We start from the raw sequence: 14,091 nt of genomic DNA, 5'->3' as shown, positions 1-14,091 counted from the left end.
ATGAAATCGCTTAACAAGCTCTCTGTTGCGCTGCTGCTTTCTGCGGGCGCTTTTTGTCATCAGGCCATGGCTGATAACAATGTTTTTACCGTTATGGACGATCCTTCCACCGCCAAGAAACCTTTTGAAGGCAACGCGGCGGCGGGCTATCTGGCCCAGACCGGCAACACCAAAAGCTCTTCGTTAACCGCGCAAACCAATATGACCTGGTATCAGCCGAACACGGCCTACAGCCTGTGGGGTAACGCGGCGAACACCTCTTCTGACGATGAGCGTTCTTCAGAAACCTATCAGGTCGGCGCGCGTACCCGCTACAACATGACTGATAACGATTATCTGTTTGGTCAGGCGAGCTGGCTGAGCGATCGTTTCAACGGTTACGATTCGCGCGATATTCTGGCCATGGGTTATGGTCGCCAGATCCTGAACGGTTCGGTGCATTCGCTGCGTATAGAATTTGGTCCGGGCGTGCGCTATGACGATTTCCACGACGGCGGCTCAGAAACGCAGGGGCTGGGTTACGGCGCGCTGAGCTATCAGTGGCAGATGACCGACACCACGAAATTTATTCAGGGCGCCTCGGTGCTGAGCAGCTTTAACGATAACACCACCGTGAACTCGGAAACCGGGCTTCAGGTGGCGATTAACGCGCACTTCGCGCTGAAGGTAACCTACAACGTCACCTGGAATAACAATCCACCTGAATCTGCGCCGGAACATACCGATACCAAAACGCAGGTTCTGCTGTCCTACGCCATGTAAAAAAAAGGGCTGCCATCGGCAGCCCTTGTCATTTTCTTGCGGTTAACTGACCAGCATCGCCCACAGATAAGAGAAGGGCATTACCAGAAACAGTCCGGGCAGCATATTCGCTACCGGGAAAAGTTTGATATTACAGATGCGTAAACCGGTAGCCACCATAATCAGGCCGCCCGCACAGGAGAAATCCCCCATCATATCCGGCGTAATCATCGGTAAAATCACCACCGCCAGCATCGCCAGACCGACCTGAATCAGCACCTGCGGAATCGCAATGGTTACTACCGCATAACCCAGCATGGTAGCGAAGATGGCGGCAGTAAAGAGATCCAGCACCGTCTTGATATAGAGAATTGACGGATCGCCGGTCATCCCTTCGTGCATCGCTCCGAAAATACCAGTTCCGCTGGCGCAAAACAGCACCAGAATCGCCACGAATTTTTCGGTGAACTCTTCGGACGTTAAGCCTTTTACCGGCGGCAGCACGCGGTTAATTAAACCGCGCGTAGAGCCAGCGGCTTTGCCGATACCTTTCTCCAGAAAGAACAGTTCGCCAATCACCGCGCCGATCACCATCGCAATCACCACAGCCGGCATATATTTAACTTTAACGACCAGGTTAATTCCCAGACCAATAGAGCAAAGTCCAAAGGTCAGCGGCAGCGCCGCCTTGACGCGTTCAGGGATATGGCGACCGGCAACTGCGCCCAGCAGGCCGCCAATGATCACCGCCGCGCCATTAACGTATGGACCAATTAACATACCTTTTTCCTTAATTTTTATTAGCGAACCCGCTTGTTTTCACCTTCTCCCCAGCGGGGAATAGAGGTTTCTAAGCCAAACAGGTCGAGCGCTCGCGCCACGCTGTGCGTAATAATCTCATCCACCGTTTGCGGACGCTGATAGAGCGCCGGAACCGGGGGGAAAATAATCCCCCCCATGTTAGTGACATCCTGCATATTGCGGATATGCGCCGCATTAAGCGGCGTTTCACGCGCTAACAGTACCAGACGGCGACGCTCTTTCAGAATCACATCGGCGGCGCGCGTCAGCAGATTGTCGCTGATGCCGCAGGCCACCGCTGCCAACGTACGCATTGAGCAGGGCGCGATCAGCATCCCCATGGTTTTGAAGGAGCCGCTGGCTATCGCCGCGCCTACGTTATCGATGGGATAAACCACATCCGCGAGCGCCTTGATCTCTTCCAGACGGTAATCGGTTTCCAGTTCGCAGGTTTTCACCGCGCCTTTGGAAATCGTCAAATGCACCTCCACATCCTGCTGTTTCAGCAGCTGGAGCGCTTTGACGCCGTACTGAAAGCCAGAGGCGCCGCTAATGCCCAGGATGATGCGTTGTCGCGACATATCAGCCTCACTCAAAGTCGGGCAGGAAACGTTTCACATCAACTTCACGGAATTTTGAACGCTCAAAATTCGATTTCAGATGGAAAGGCACTGTGCAGTCGAAAATGGTTTTACAGGACATTCCCTGCTGAAGGATGGATGGGCTGTATTCCGGCACCTAGCTGGGATCGAGCGGATGGCAGCGCACGCCCGGAATAAAGACGGTATCCACATCACCCTGGTAGCGGGTTTGCATCGCCCACATCACATCGTCGCTGTCGAAAATATCAACGTCTTCATCCACCAGAATCACATGCTTCAGTTCCGGGAAGGCGGAGAAGGCGAGCAGGGCAGCCTGGCGCTGGCGACCTTCATCAACCGGCGCGGATTTTTTAAACTGCATCACGGCCAGCAATTTACCGCCGCCTGCAGAGTGGGCGAAAACATTCAGCAGCTTGCCCGGCATTGCGCGGCCTACCATATCGAGAATACTGGCTTCGGTCGGGATACCGGCCATATTGACATGTTCTTCGCCCGGCCCGACGGTGGTGCGCCAGATCGGTTTCTGACGATGGGTAACGGCTTTCACCTTAATCACCGGAATCGCTTCTTTGGCTTCGCCGGTATAGCCCGGGAATTCCGGCATCGCTTTGCCGGTATTGGTGTTCTGATCTTCACGCACGCGCACGTTTGGCAGCAGTTCACCTTCAATAACGATTTCCGCATGGGCAATCGCTTTTTCATTAATGGTTTTACATTTCACCATCTCAACGGCGCGTCCGCGCAGTGCGCCAGCTACGCTCAGCTCGTCGAAGCCCAGCGGCGTTGTCGGCGGCTCAAAGCAGGCGGCAATCTCGATAGCCGGATCCACGCCAATGCTGATGGAAATCGGCAGCGGCTTACCGGCCGCTTCAGCTTTCATGCGGAAAGCATCAATATGACGGCCCGGCGTCAGCCACATAGAGAGTTCATCGCTGCTCTGAACGCACAGACGGTGAATGGTGATGTCGGATTCGCCGGTTTCAGGATCGGAGGCGTAGCAGAGGCCCATCGTAATATAAGGACCGGCATCTTCTTCGGTATTGGTCGGTGCGGGCAGCAGCTTGCGCAGATCGAAATCGGCATCGCTGGCCAGATGCACCACTTCCTGACAAACGGCGGAGGCGCCTTCAATTTCAACCGGAGCGATCGGGTTTTGGACGGAATCTTTCAGCAGATGGCCCAGTTTCTCAGGCTCGCAGTTAAGGAAATGGCTAACGCGTTTACGGGAACCGTTCAGCCCGATAGCCACACTAATATCGTCAAAGCCTTTGATGCGGTTGAATACCATGACCGGACCGTTTTTACGGGTCGGACGTTGGCAGGTGCCGCCAGCGCCAACGTAGCGGTAAACGCCGGACAGTTCGGCATGCGGATCGACTTCAGTATCGGTTTCGACATATTCACCCGGCAACGTTTTTAATAGCGCCAGCGCGGAACGAAGATCGGTAACCGGTGGACAGGCTGATTGCTGCTCTTTTTTAGGCATAGTTATTTCCTTTCCTGATGTTGTTAATCAAACTAACGGAAATATATGCCTTAATTATTATTTCAGACAAATACCATTTCGGGCATATAATGCAGATCGAAAAAGTTTGATGAGATCATTAATAATCCGGCGCGTTGCCATTAATGGTGCTTAAATTTAATTTAAAGTTTTATTATTGTTGCTGGGATTTGAATTAACAGGGGCGACAATGCTCTTTTTATTAACAATGATTTCACAGGTCTGGTGCTTTCCAGCTTCATCAGAAATTTTTTTCATTATTAATTTATCTCGCCATCAGATAAACAGTACGGGCGCCAGGTTACGGTAATACGCAGACAGATCGGGTAACAATTATGGACTTGAAACGGCTTAGATACTTTTGCAAAGTGGTAGAGCAAGGCTCGGTAAGCCGCGCCGCGCGGGTGCTTAATATGGCGCAGCCGCCGCTGAGCAAGCGCATTCGCGAACTGGAAGAAGAGCTGAAGGTGCCACTATTTATTCGTGACGGCAACAGCATGACCTTAACGAAAGCGGGCGAATCTTTTTACCGACGAGCCTGCCAGATATTACGCCAGGTTGAAATTGCCGCCCGTGAAACCAGTATTATCGCTAATCATGAAGGAAGAATATTACGTGTCGGGCTGACGCATCTTTATCAAAATTACTTTACGCCGTTGCTGCTGGAGTTTTATCAGCGTAATCCTGAAGTGAAAATAAGTGTTTCCGTTACTGATTCCAGCAGTCTGGAATCATTACTCAATGACGGAATTATTGATATTGCGCTAATTCAAAAGCCATCGAATAACGAAGGTTATGAATATATTTCTTTCGATCCGATAAAGCTGGTGGCGGTGGTCAACCGTAATTTGCTCCCCGGCGTGATTCAAACGCCTTTTCCGTGGCTGCAACTGGCGGATTTTCCGCTGGTATTGTTGCATCGTGCGCGCGATGTCGGCATTTATGAGCGCCTGCTCGACCATTTTCGCAGCAGCGGCGCTTCGCCGAATGTCATTATGAGCATTACGCAGCCGGGCATCATTCTCGACTGGCTGGAAAACGGTCTGGAGGCGGCGACCTTGCTGCCCGCTTCGGAAGTCGATCCGGGCAGGCTGCGTAACTGCTGCGTGCTGGATATTTTCCCGGCACCGCAGGTTTTTTATCCTGCGCTGGTGAAATCGCCCGCCACGCCCTATGACGCTGAGCTGTTAGATATTATTGCGGAAGGTTATCCCGGCAAGCAGGCGAAAGTCAGCTAGCCGCTTTGCCGCGCTAGCTGACCCTGGCGCGAAATACCCAGAATGCCCAACTGTTATAGGCGAGGGTAATCGGCAGGATAACGCCATAGCCGCCCAGCAGAAACCACTGCGTCGCCGGTGCCGCTGCCGCTTGCTGAATGGTAAATTTGCCGGGCAACAGCCACGGATAAAGGCCAGTCAGCACCAATGCCCAGCTTAAGGTAAACAGGGTCAATACCAGCATTAGCGAGAGAATGGGACGTTGCCTGTACATGGACAGCAGCAGCGCTGCCAGCGTCAGCGCCATAATCATCAGCACAATTTTCCCTGGCAGCCGTTGCCAGGCCTGTAACAGCGGGGCGCTGTCCAGCAAATTGATTACCGTTACTAATGCCAGAGTAAGCACTAAAAATAACCACGCCAGTAATTGTGCCAGCACGACTTCCGGGCCTTTAACGCGCCACTGAATCCAACAGCAGCCGCTTAGCAGACAGGCGGCAATCAGGCCACAGCCGCACAGCGCCGGATAAAGAGCGAGCCAACCGAATGGCCCGCTATCCACGTTTCCGCTGATGACCAGCCCAGCCAGCGCGCCCTGTAAAAAGGTGGCAATCAGCGAACTGACAATATGTATCGCATCAAGATAGCGATGCCAGCATTGATTAACATGGCTGCGATATTCCAGCGCCACGGCGCGTCCGATTAGCGCCAGCAGCATGATAAACAGCGGCAGATAGATTGCGCTGAATAAAGCGCTGTAAAGCGCCGGAAACAGGGCCAGCGTACCGCCGGCGAACAGCACCAGCCAGGTTTCGTTCGCATCCCAGATGGGCAGGATCGTCATGGTCAGCCTGCGCCGCGCATCCCCATCACGAAAGAAAAACAGCAGCATCCCTACGCCCAGATCGGTGCCGTCCAGCAGCAGATACATCAGCAGCGACGCCGCTAAGGTTGCGGCTGAGATATCTTCCAGCGTTAGCGCCATCATGAGGTCTGCTCCCTGGTGGCCGCGCCGGGTTTACCATCCCAGGTGGGATTGTTCGCATAGCGCAGTAAATAACGCAGCCCAAGGGTAAATACCAGACCATATACCAGCAAAATAGCGCTGCCGGAGGCGATGACCAGGCGGGAAGAGAGCGGCGAAACGCTGTCAGCCGTGCGCACTAATCCATAAACAGTCCAGGGTTGCCGTCCCATTTCAGCTACTACCCAGCCAGCGAGCAGCGCAATAAATCCGGCGGGGCCCATCAGCACAATGCTTTTTAACAACCAGCGCGTTTGCCACAGTCGTCCGCGCAGCCGTTGCACCAGCGCCGTCAGGCTGATCGCTATCATCAATATGCCCAGCCCAACCATCAGACGAAAGGCGAAAAAGACCGGCATGACCGGCGGCAGGTCTTCTGGCGGGAACTCGCGCAGGCTTTTAATCTGGCCGTGCAGGTTATGACGCAGATAGAGCGAGCCCAGCTGCGGGATCGCCAGTTCCCATGCGTTACGCTGTTGCTGCTGATCGGGCAACGCAAACAGCCGCAGCGGTTCGCCTTTACCCGCCGGTGGGCGCTGCCAGTCGCCTTCGATGGCGGCAATTTTTGTCGGCTGATAGCGCAGCGTGTTTTCGCCATGCAGATCGCCAATCACCGCCTGCGTCGGCGCCAGAAACAGCAGCGACCAGAGGCTTAGCGACAACATCAGGCGCGCCCGATTGCAGTCGCGCTGACGCAGCAGTTGCCAGGCACCGGTGGCCGCTACCATAAGCGCAGTGCCTGCAAGCATTGCCAGCAACATATGGGCGCAGCGCCAGGGAAAGGAGGGCGTGAAGATAATCGCCAGCCAGTCCTGCGGCTGGAAGCGCTGCTGTTCATCAAGAAAAAATCCGGCGGGCGTTTGCATCCAGGCATTGGCGGCCAGGATCCAGAACACGCTAATTAAGGCGCCGACCGCCACCAGCACGGTTACCATAAAATGCAGGCGCGGCCCGATGCGATCCATGCCGAATAACATAACGCCGACCATGCCCGCCTCCAGAAAGAAAGCGACCAACACTTCATAGAACATCAGCGGGCCGATAAGGCCGCCGGTACGTTCAATAAATGGACCCCAGTTGGTGCCGAACTGAAACTCCATTACCACGCCGGACACCACGCCTACCGCCACGTTCAGGGCGAAAATTTTTAGCCAGAACTGGTAAACCTCAAGGTAACGCCGCTGCTTGCGCCACAGCCATAATCCCTCCAGCACCGTCAGCCAGAGGGAGAGGCCAAAGCTGAAGCCTGCAAGAATAATGTGCAGGCCGATCGTAACCGCAAACTGCGCACGCGAAAGCAGCAGCGTTAGTTCTGCGTCAGGCATGGCTGTCTTTACCGGTAAAGGCGCTAATGGGTTTGTCGGGCGCCGGTTGCTCCATCGCGCTGGCGAACGCTTTTAAACCCGCTACCAGCGGCATGATCGCATGCCACAGGTCTTCATCGTGCAGCAGTTTCCAGGTGCCGCTGACGCCCGGCGCGCTGTCATGATGCTGTTGCGTTTCGGCATGCAGGTTAACGGCGTTCAGCGCCGATTTGGCGGCAAAGACCGTTTTGTGAAACTGGCCCGGCGGGATATCGGATAGCGCCATCAGCAGCACCGACAGATTCTGCATCGCATTTTGCGAGCCGGGTTTGCTCAGTCCCTCGACCAGCACTTTGGCGATTTGCGTATTGGCAGAAACCATATCGTTAGCCAGCCGTAAAAAACCGTGGTGATGCAGGCTGTGCAGGAGTTCATGCAGCGCATCATGCGCGTCAGGTTCGGTTTTGGTTGGCGGGACGTCATAATTGATTGGCTCAGCCATTAGAATTTCTCCGGGTGTTGGGTGTGTTCAGGCGGCAGGGTGTAACCTTCCTGCTGCCACTTGATGTCGACCGGCAGGCCCGGCAGCGGGGTACGACTGCCGTGGCGGAAGTTTTGTTGCGGCAGCGGCTCTGAGAGCGGCGGATGGGCCAGCTTAACCATCTTCACCGCGATCTCTTTATAGGCCGGGGTATTGACGTCAGGATCATGATGTTCGCCGGTGAGACCATTCACGCCAGGCTTACCGTGGTGAATCGGCATAAACAGAATGTTGCCCGCTACACGTTCGGTAATCACCACCGGCACTTGCATCTCACCACGACGTGAGACAATGTTTACCCAGTCGCCCTGCTGGATCTGTCGCTCTTGAGCCAGCTGTGGGCTGACTTCCACAAAGCCGTTCGGTGACAGGGAAAGCATCCGGCCGCCGCGTCCGGTTTGGTTGGTGGACTGGAAATGTTCCAGCATGCGGCCATTGTTTAACCAGAGATCGTACTCGTCGTCCGGCGACTCCTGCGGCGGCTGCCAGCTAATGGGATACAGCACCGCTTTGCCGTCGGGAAATTTAAAGCCGTCGGTATAAAGCAACGGCGTGCTGTCGCCGTCCGGCTTCACCGGCCACAGCTGCGATTGCCAGCCGCTGAGCTGCTGATAATTAACGCCGGCAAAAATATCGGCAATCCCCGCCGCTTCCGCCATGATTTCTCCCGGATGTGTATAGTACCAGGGGTGACCCATGCGAGCGGCAAGATCGGTCAGAATGCGCCAGTCAGGCAGGCTGTCGCCCAGCGGCGGCATCACCTCATAAAAACGTTGAATACGGCGCTCGGTATTAACGTAGGTTCCCTCTTTTTCCACGCTGGGGCAGCCGGGTAATACCACGTCGGCGAATTCAGCGGTGCGGCTCATAAAAATATCCTGCACCACCATAAATTCCAGCTTGCTGAACGCCTCATGTACTTTGGTAGAGTCCGCGTCAGAAAAGGCGGTTTCCTCACCGATGATATACATCGCTTTTAATGTGCCTTCGTACGCATGCTGAACCATCATATAGTTATCGGCGCCGACCCGATCGGAGAGCGCCTCTGGCGCTACGCCCCAGGCGCGCGCCCATTTCTCACGGACGGCTGCATCGGTCACTTTTTCATAGCCAGGATAGATGTTGCTCAGGCAGCCGAAGTCGCTGGCGCCCTGAACGTTGTTGTGACCACGCATCGGATAACCGCCGGTGCCCGGGCGACCATAATTGCCGGTGACCAGCAGCAAATTCGAAAGAGCAGTGCTGGTATCCGCGCCGTGGCTGTGCTGCGTAATGCCCATCGCCCAGAGAATGCAGACGCGCTGCGCCTGACCGATCATCTCCGCCGCGCTAATCAACTGCTCAACGCTCAAATCGGTATGCTCGCTGACATAGTTGAGTGTAAAAGGCGCCAGCGAAGCGCGATATTCATCAACCTGATTAACCTTCTCATTAAGAAAAGCGTCATCGGCATAGCCATGCTCAAACATATAGCGGGACATGGCTGATGCCCAAAGCGCATCGCTGCCGGGGCGGATACGCAGATAGAGATCGGCGCGCTCGGCCATTTCATGACGACGCGGATCGATCACCAGCATCTTCTGACCATGCTGCTTTTGCGCCGCTTTCAGGCGCGACGCGATAACCGGATGGTTTTCCGCCAGATTGCTGCCGACTATAACTACCAGATCGGCTTGTTGCAGATCTTCAAGCGTGCCGGCGTCGCCGCCGTAGCCGACGGTGCGAAACAGCCCTTCGGTCGCCGGGTTCTGGCAGTAGCGTGAGGAGTTATCGACATTGTTGGTGCCCAAAATCAGACGGGCGATCTTTTGCGTCAGGTAAGCTTCTTCATTGCTGCCTTTGCTGGAGCCGATAAAGCCGATGCTGTCGCCGCCGTGCTGCGCCGCTATCGCTTTCAGCCGCTCAGCCACCAGGTCCAACGCTTCATCCCAGCTGGCGGGGCGAAAGCGTCCGTTTTCACGAATAAGCGGCGTGGTCAGGCGCTGTGGGCTGTTGACAAAATCCCAGCCGAACTTGCCTTTAAGGCAGGTTGAAATCCCGTTTACCGGCGCGTCGGCTACCGGCTGCACTTTCAGGATATGCCGATCGCGCGTCCACATCTCAAAGCTACAGCCGACGCCGCAGTAGGTGCAGACCGTTTTGGTTTTTTTAATTTCTTTCTGGCGCATCGCCATATCTATCAGCGAAACGCCGGTAATCGGCGGCGCGCCAATAGTGTTTTCCAGCGATTTCACCAGATCGATCATTGGACGCTTGAGATCTTCCGGCATCGCCGTAAAGGGACCGGCATTTGGCTGCATGGTTTTTTCCAGCAGCGCGTTGCAGGGACAAACGGTCACGCAGTGGCCGCAGCTGACGCAGCTGGAACCCGCAATTTGCGTGCCGCCGTCCCACAGCACGCGCGGATGCTCCGCCGCGTAATCAATAGAGAGCGTTTCGTTAACTTCTACATTTTGACAGGCTTCCACGCAGCGCCCGCACAGAATGCACTGGTCAGGATCGTAGGTGTAGAAGGGGTTGCTCTCATCTTTTTGATAAGGCTTGCGTTGATAAGGGTAATACTGAATTGGAATATGCATATCGGCGACGGTGTTATGCAATGTACAGTCGCCACTGTTGTGTTCACATACCGTGCAGTAAAGCTCGTGCCGCGCCAGCAGGCGATCCATTCCTTCTTCCTGAGCCGCTTTCGCCTGCGGCTGACGGCTGGAGATCTCCAGCCCATCATAGGTATTAAGCGTACAGCCGCGTACCAGCTCGCCCTGATGTTCAACCCAGCACACATCGCAGGACTGCAGCGGCGGCAAAGAAGGGTGATAGCAGACATGAGGCAGGACTTTCCCCTGGGATTGTAAAAAATCGATCAGCGGTTGATTTGCCTCGCCGCGCAGGGCCTCGCCGTTAAAAATAATGGTGCAGGTGTTTTGGCTCATAAGGACTCTCACAAAGACATTGCGTCGCAGCCACTTCCTGTGCTGTTTCCCTTTTTTTGTAAAGTTAAGTCATTAAAAGTAGTCCGGAACGGCAGTTTCAGCAAAGCAAAGTGGCTAAATAATGCGTCGGTAAACGCCCATGACAAAAACTGTTTCAATGACTTGCGCACCTGAGGTTGCTGCCTACGCTTTACATTAAGGCTGGCTGACGGGGAGGGCCTGACCATGAGTGAAATAATGTCATTGTTGTCCGGGGCTGGAGTTGGGTGCTGGGAGGGCTGGCAGTGATTGCCGGTCTGGTCGGCTCCTATTTCGGTGGTAAAAAAATAGGTAAGACAGAAGAAAAGGCGCGCGGGGAGGTAGCGGCGGCAGAGCTGCAAACCCGACAGGCTGAGACGATTACGCAAAAACAGGCGGAAAATATTAAGGTGGCTAAAAATGTGGAAACGTCTAACGCTAATCTCAGTGACGCTGCTGCTCGTGAGCGGTTGCGCCAGTCGAAATACAACGCCAATGATTGACCGCGCCAGCGTCGATTCATCCTGTACGCTGTTTCAGCCTATTTATACCCACGGCAACGATGCGGAAGTGATGGATGTGCGAACCGTGCGCGCCATTAATACCCATAACGAATTGTGGGATCGACTGTGCAGCGATAAAAAACAGTAGCCTTTCCGGTTGCTCTGACGGCCTGCCTTGTGCAGGCCGTTTTCTTTTGTCAGCCTTTAACATAGCGCTTAGTGCGTGTAAGATGCTCACTCTTCAGTGTTTATCCGGCCTTATCGCGCAGAAAATGCGTACCGGGCTGTGTACCAAATTGGCAATTGTGGGTCAGTTTTGGTCTGTAAAATGCTGGAAATTCACTCTCAATCAATGTTTGCACGTAATCTTTCGTGTGGGTTACCACTGCAATTAAGGATATGAAATGCCTGTAATTACTCTTCCTGACGGTAGTCAGCGCAGCTACGATCGTCCTGTCAGCGTAATGGATATTGCGCAAGATATCGGCCCAGGCCTGGCGAAAGCCTGTATTGCCGGTCGCGTTAACGGTGAACTGGTAGATGCGGTCGATCCGATTAGCGAAAACGCTACCGTTGCCATTATTACCGCTAAAGATGAAGCCGGACTGGAAATTATCCGTCACTCTTGCGCGCACCTGCTGGGTCACGCGATGAAACAGCTGTGGCCAAACGCGAAAATGGCTATCGGTCCGGTTATTGATAATGGCTTTTACTATGACGTTGACCTTGACCATACGCTGACTCAGGAAGATATCGAGCGGCTTGAAAAGCGTATGCACGAGCTGGCCGAAACCAATTATGACGTGGTAAAGAAAAAAGTTAGCTGGCAGGAAGCGCGTGATGTTTTTGCCGAGCGCGGCGAAAGCTATAAAACCACCATCCTCGATGAGAATATCAGCCACGACGATCGTCCGGGCCTCTATCATCATGAAGAATATGTTGATATGTGCCGCGGGCCGCACGTGCCGAATATGCGTTTCTGCCATCATTTCAAACTGCAAAAAATCGCAGGCGCCTACTGGCGCGGCGACAGTAATAACAAGATGCTGCAGCGTATTTACGGCACCGCCTGGGCAGATAAAAAGCAGCTGAATGCCTATCTGCAGCGCCTGGAAGAGGCGGCTAAGCGCGACCATCGTAAAATCGGTAAGCAGCTCGATCTTTACCATATGCAGGAAGAAGCGCCGGGCATGGTGTTCTGGCACAACGACGGCTGGACCATTTTCCGCGAGCTGGAAACCTTTGTACGCAGCAAATTGAAAGAGTATCAGTATCAGGAAGTCAAAGGTCCGTTCATGATGGACCGCGTGCTGTGGGAAAAAACCGGCCACTGGGAAAACTACAAAGAAGCGATGTTTACCACCGCTTCCGAAAACCGTGAATACTGCATTAAACCGATGAACTGTCCGGGGCACGTGCAGATTTTCAATCAGGGTCTAAAATCATACCGCGACCTGCCATTGCGTATGGCGGAGTTCGGTAGCTGCCATCGTAATGAGCCGTCTGGCGCGTTGCACGGCCTGATGCGCGTACGCGGCTTTACTCAGGATGACGCCCACATCTTCTGTACAGAAGAGCAGGTGCGCGCTGAGGTTAACAGCTGCATTAAGATGGTTTACGACATGTACAGCACCTTCGGTTTTGAAAAAATCGTGGTGAAACTGTCGACCCGCCCAGAAAAACGTATCGGCAGCGATGAGCTGTGGGATCGCGCTGAGGCGGATCTGGCTGCAGCGCTAGAAGAGAATGCCATTCCTTTCGAGTACCAGCCGGGCGAGGGCGCTTTCTATGGTCCTAAAATTGAATTTACCCTGCATGACTGCCTGGATCGTCCATGGCAGTGCGGTACCGTTCAGCTCGACTTCTCATTGCCGAGCCGTCTGAGTGCTTCATATGTAGGCGAAAATAATGAACGTCAGGTGCCGGTAATGATTCACCGTGCTATTCTGGGTTCAATGGAACGCTTTATCGGTATTCTCACTGAAGAATACGCCGGGTTCTATCCAACCTGGCTGGCGCCGGTACAAGCGGTGGTGATGAATATCACCGACGGGCAGTCTGATTATGTCAACGAATTAACGCGAAAATTACAGAATGCGGGCATTCGTGTAAAAGCAGACTTGAGAAACGAGAAGATTGGCTTTAAAATCCGCGAGCACACATTACGTCGCGTCCCTTATATGCTGGTTTGCGGTGATAAAGAGGTAGAGGCCGGTAAAGTGGCCGTTCGTACCCGCCGCGGTAAAGACCTCGGGTCTATGGACGTAGATGTGCTGATCGAGAAGCTGCAGCAAGAAATACGCAGCCGCAATCTTCATCAATTGGAGGAATAAGGTATTAAAGGCGGAAAACGAGTTCAACCGACGCGTCCCAATCGTATTAACGGTGAAATCCGTGCTACCGAGGTGCGTCTGACTGGCGTCGAAGGCGAGCAGCTTGGTATTGTTAGTTTACGCGAAGCTATTGAAAAAGCTGAAGAAGCAGGTGTTGATTTAGTTGAAATCAGCCCTAACGCCGAACCGCCGGTTTGTCGTATAATGGATTACGGCAAGTTCCTCTATGAAAAGAGCAAGTCTTCTAAGGAACAGAAGAAAAAGCAAAAAGTTATCCAGGTGAAGGAAATTAAATTCCGCCCTGGTACCGACGAAGGCGACTATCAGGTCAAACTACGCAACCTGATTCGTTTTCTGGAAGAAGGCGATAAAGCCAAAATCACCCTGCGTTTTCGCGGTCGTGAAATGGCGCACCAACAGATCGGTATGGAAGTGCTTAACCGCGTGAAAGAAGATCTGAGTGAACTGGCAGTGGTCGAATCCTTCCCTTCGAAGATCGAAGGCCGCCAGATGATCATGGTGCTCGCACCCAAGAAGAAACAGTAGGCTTTCAAGTAATAATGCCGCGCA

At 53.8% G+C, this 14,091-nt stretch carries 12 protein-coding genes and 1 pseudogene; 6 read left to right on the top strand and 7 right to left on the bottom strand.

The genetic code is table 11. The annotated features are described in order from the left end of the window. Positions 1-762: a DUF481 domain-containing protein gene (locus tag P3C52_RS16485; RefSeq protein WP_275556034.1), complete on the top strand. Its 762-nt coding sequence runs from the start codon at positions 1-3 to the stop codon at positions 760-762. A gap of 42 nt (positions 763-804) precedes the next feature. Here P3C52_RS16485 and P3C52_RS16480 read toward each other — a convergent pair whose 3' ends face one another. From P3C52_RS16480 to P3C52_RS16470, 3 genes and pseudogenes are all read right to left on the bottom strand, one after another. Beyond that, positions 805-1,521, bottom strand: a complete 717-nt coding sequence (locus tag P3C52_RS16480) for a DUF554 domain-containing protein (RefSeq protein ID WP_275556033.1) — start codon at positions 1,519-1,521, stop codon at positions 805-807. A gap of 20 nt (positions 1,522-1,541) precedes the next feature. Continuing rightward, positions 1,542-2,123: a flavin prenyltransferase UbiX gene (locus P3C52_RS16475; protein ID WP_275556032.1), complete on the bottom strand. Its 582-nt coding sequence runs from the start codon at positions 2,121-2,123 to the stop codon at positions 1,542-1,544. Positions 2,124-2,130: 7 nt separating this feature from the next. Continuing rightward, positions 2,131-3,630 (bottom strand): annotated as a pseudogene (locus P3C52_RS16470) (UbiD family decarboxylase). Positions 3,631-3,983: 353 nt separating this feature from the next. Here P3C52_RS16470 and P3C52_RS16465 point away from each other — a divergent pair. After that, positions 3,984-4,886 carry a LysR family transcriptional regulator gene (locus tag P3C52_RS16465; protein WP_275556031.1) on the top strand — a complete coding sequence of 301 codons (903 nt, stop codon included), beginning with the start codon at positions 3,984-3,986 and terminating at the stop codon, positions 4,884-4,886. 13 nt (positions 4,887-4,899) lie between these two features. On the opposite strand, the gene P3C52_RS16460 is transcribed toward P3C52_RS16465, so the two are convergent. Genes P3C52_RS16460 through fdhF form a run of 4 tightly spaced genes read right to left on the bottom strand, consistent with a single transcriptional unit; the run spans position 4,900 to position 10,667 of the window. After that, positions 4,900-5,853 (bottom strand): cytochrome d ubiquinol oxidase subunit II, encoded by a 954-nt coding sequence (locus P3C52_RS16460; protein WP_275556030.1) that lies wholly within the window; start codon positions 5,851-5,853, stop codon positions 4,900-4,902. Next, on the bottom strand, positions 5,850-7,214 hold the full coding sequence (locus P3C52_RS16455) for a cytochrome ubiquinol oxidase subunit I (protein WP_275556029.1): 1,365 nt from the start codon (positions 7,212-7,214) through the stop codon (positions 5,850-5,852). Before P3C52_RS16455 ends, P3C52_RS16460 begins: the two co-directional genes overlap by 4 nt. Beyond that, positions 7,207-7,695, bottom strand: coding sequence for a DUF1641 domain-containing protein (locus P3C52_RS16450; protein WP_275556028.1), 489 nt, complete (start codon positions 7,693-7,695; stop codon positions 7,207-7,209). The genes P3C52_RS16455 and P3C52_RS16450 overlap by 8 nt, the downstream gene beginning before the upstream one ends. Then, the gene (gene fdhF / locus P3C52_RS16445; protein ID WP_275556027.1) at positions 7,695-10,667 is read right to left on the bottom strand and encodes a formate dehydrogenase subunit alpha; all 2,973 of its coding nucleotides are present in this window, start codon (positions 10,665-10,667) and stop codon (positions 7,695-7,697) included. Before fdhF ends, P3C52_RS16450 begins: the two co-directional genes overlap by 1 nt. A 266-nt stretch (positions 10,668-10,933) precedes the next feature. On the opposite strand from fdhF, the gene P3C52_RS16440 reads away from it, so the two are divergent. The 4 genes from P3C52_RS16440 to infC all read left to right on the top strand — a co-directional run bounded on the left by P3C52_RS16440 (position 10,934) and on the right by infC (position 14,067). Continuing rightward, positions 10,934-11,188, top strand: coding sequence for a hypothetical protein (locus tag P3C52_RS16440; protein ID WP_275556026.1), 255 nt, complete (start codon positions 10,934-10,936; stop codon positions 11,186-11,188). After that, positions 11,181-11,336, top strand: a complete 156-nt coding sequence (locus P3C52_RS16435; protein WP_275556025.1) for a hypothetical protein — start codon at positions 11,181-11,183, stop codon at positions 11,334-11,336. Before P3C52_RS16440 ends, P3C52_RS16435 begins: the two co-directional genes overlap by 8 nt. A 256-nt stretch (positions 11,337-11,592) precedes the next feature. After that, entirely contained in the window at positions 11,593-13,521 is a 1,929-nt protein-coding gene (thrS, locus tag P3C52_RS16430) for a threonine--tRNA ligase (protein ID WP_275556024.1), read from the top strand. Between the two features lie 3 nt (positions 13,522-13,524). Then, a complete protein-coding gene (gene infC, locus P3C52_RS16425) occupies positions 13,525-14,067 on the top strand; it encodes a translation initiation factor IF-3 (protein WP_038626364.1) in 543 nt (180 codons plus the stop codon). Positions 14,068-14,091 lie beyond the last annotated feature (24 nt).

Origin of the sequence: Mixta sp. Marseille-Q2659 (genome assembly GCF_940807255.1) — a bacterium.
In the GTDB taxonomy this organism is placed as follows: domain Bacteria; phylum Pseudomonadota; class Gammaproteobacteria; order Enterobacterales; family Enterobacteriaceae; genus Mixta.
The sequence above is the reverse complement of the archived record's forward strand: the minus strand, read 5'-3'. Positions and strand labels throughout refer to the sequence as shown.

What these genes read in the sequence shown, in the direction of transcription:
- P3C52_RS16485 (WP_275556034.1), top strand. Translation starts at nt 1, where the DNA reads ATGAAATCGCTTAACAAGCTCTCTGTTGCGCTGCTGCTTTCTGCGGGC.
- thrS (WP_275556024.1), top strand. Translation starts at nt 11,593, where the DNA reads ATGCCTGTAATTACTCTTCCTGACGGTAGTCAGCGCAGCTACGATCGT.
- P3C52_RS16450 (WP_275556028.1), bottom strand. Translation starts at nt 7,695, where the DNA reads ATGGCTGAGCCAATCAATTATGACGTCCCGCCAACCAAAACCGAACCT.
- fdhF (WP_275556027.1), bottom strand. Translation starts at nt 10,667, where the DNA reads ATGAGCCAAAACACCTGCACCATTATTTTTAACGGCGAGGCCCTGCGC.
- P3C52_RS16475 (WP_275556032.1), bottom strand. Translation starts at nt 2,123, where the DNA reads ATGTCGCGACAACGCATCATCCTGGGCATTAGCGGCGCCTCTGGCTTT.
- P3C52_RS16480 (WP_275556033.1), bottom strand. Translation starts at nt 1,521, where the DNA reads ATGTTAATTGGTCCATACGTTAATGGCGCGGCGGTGATCATTGGCGGC.
- P3C52_RS16460 (WP_275556030.1), bottom strand. Translation starts at nt 5,853, where the DNA reads ATGATGGCGCTAACGCTGGAAGATATCTCAGCCGCAACCTTAGCGGCG.
- P3C52_RS16435 (WP_275556025.1), top strand. Translation starts at nt 11,181, where the DNA reads ATGATTGACCGCGCCAGCGTCGATTCATCCTGTACGCTGTTTCAGCCT.
- P3C52_RS16455 (WP_275556029.1), bottom strand. Translation starts at nt 7,214, where the DNA reads ATGCCTGACGCAGAACTAACGCTGCTGCTTTCGCGTGCGCAGTTTGCG.
- P3C52_RS16465 (WP_275556031.1), top strand. Translation starts at nt 3,984, where the DNA reads ATGGACTTGAAACGGCTTAGATACTTTTGCAAAGTGGTAGAGCAAGGC.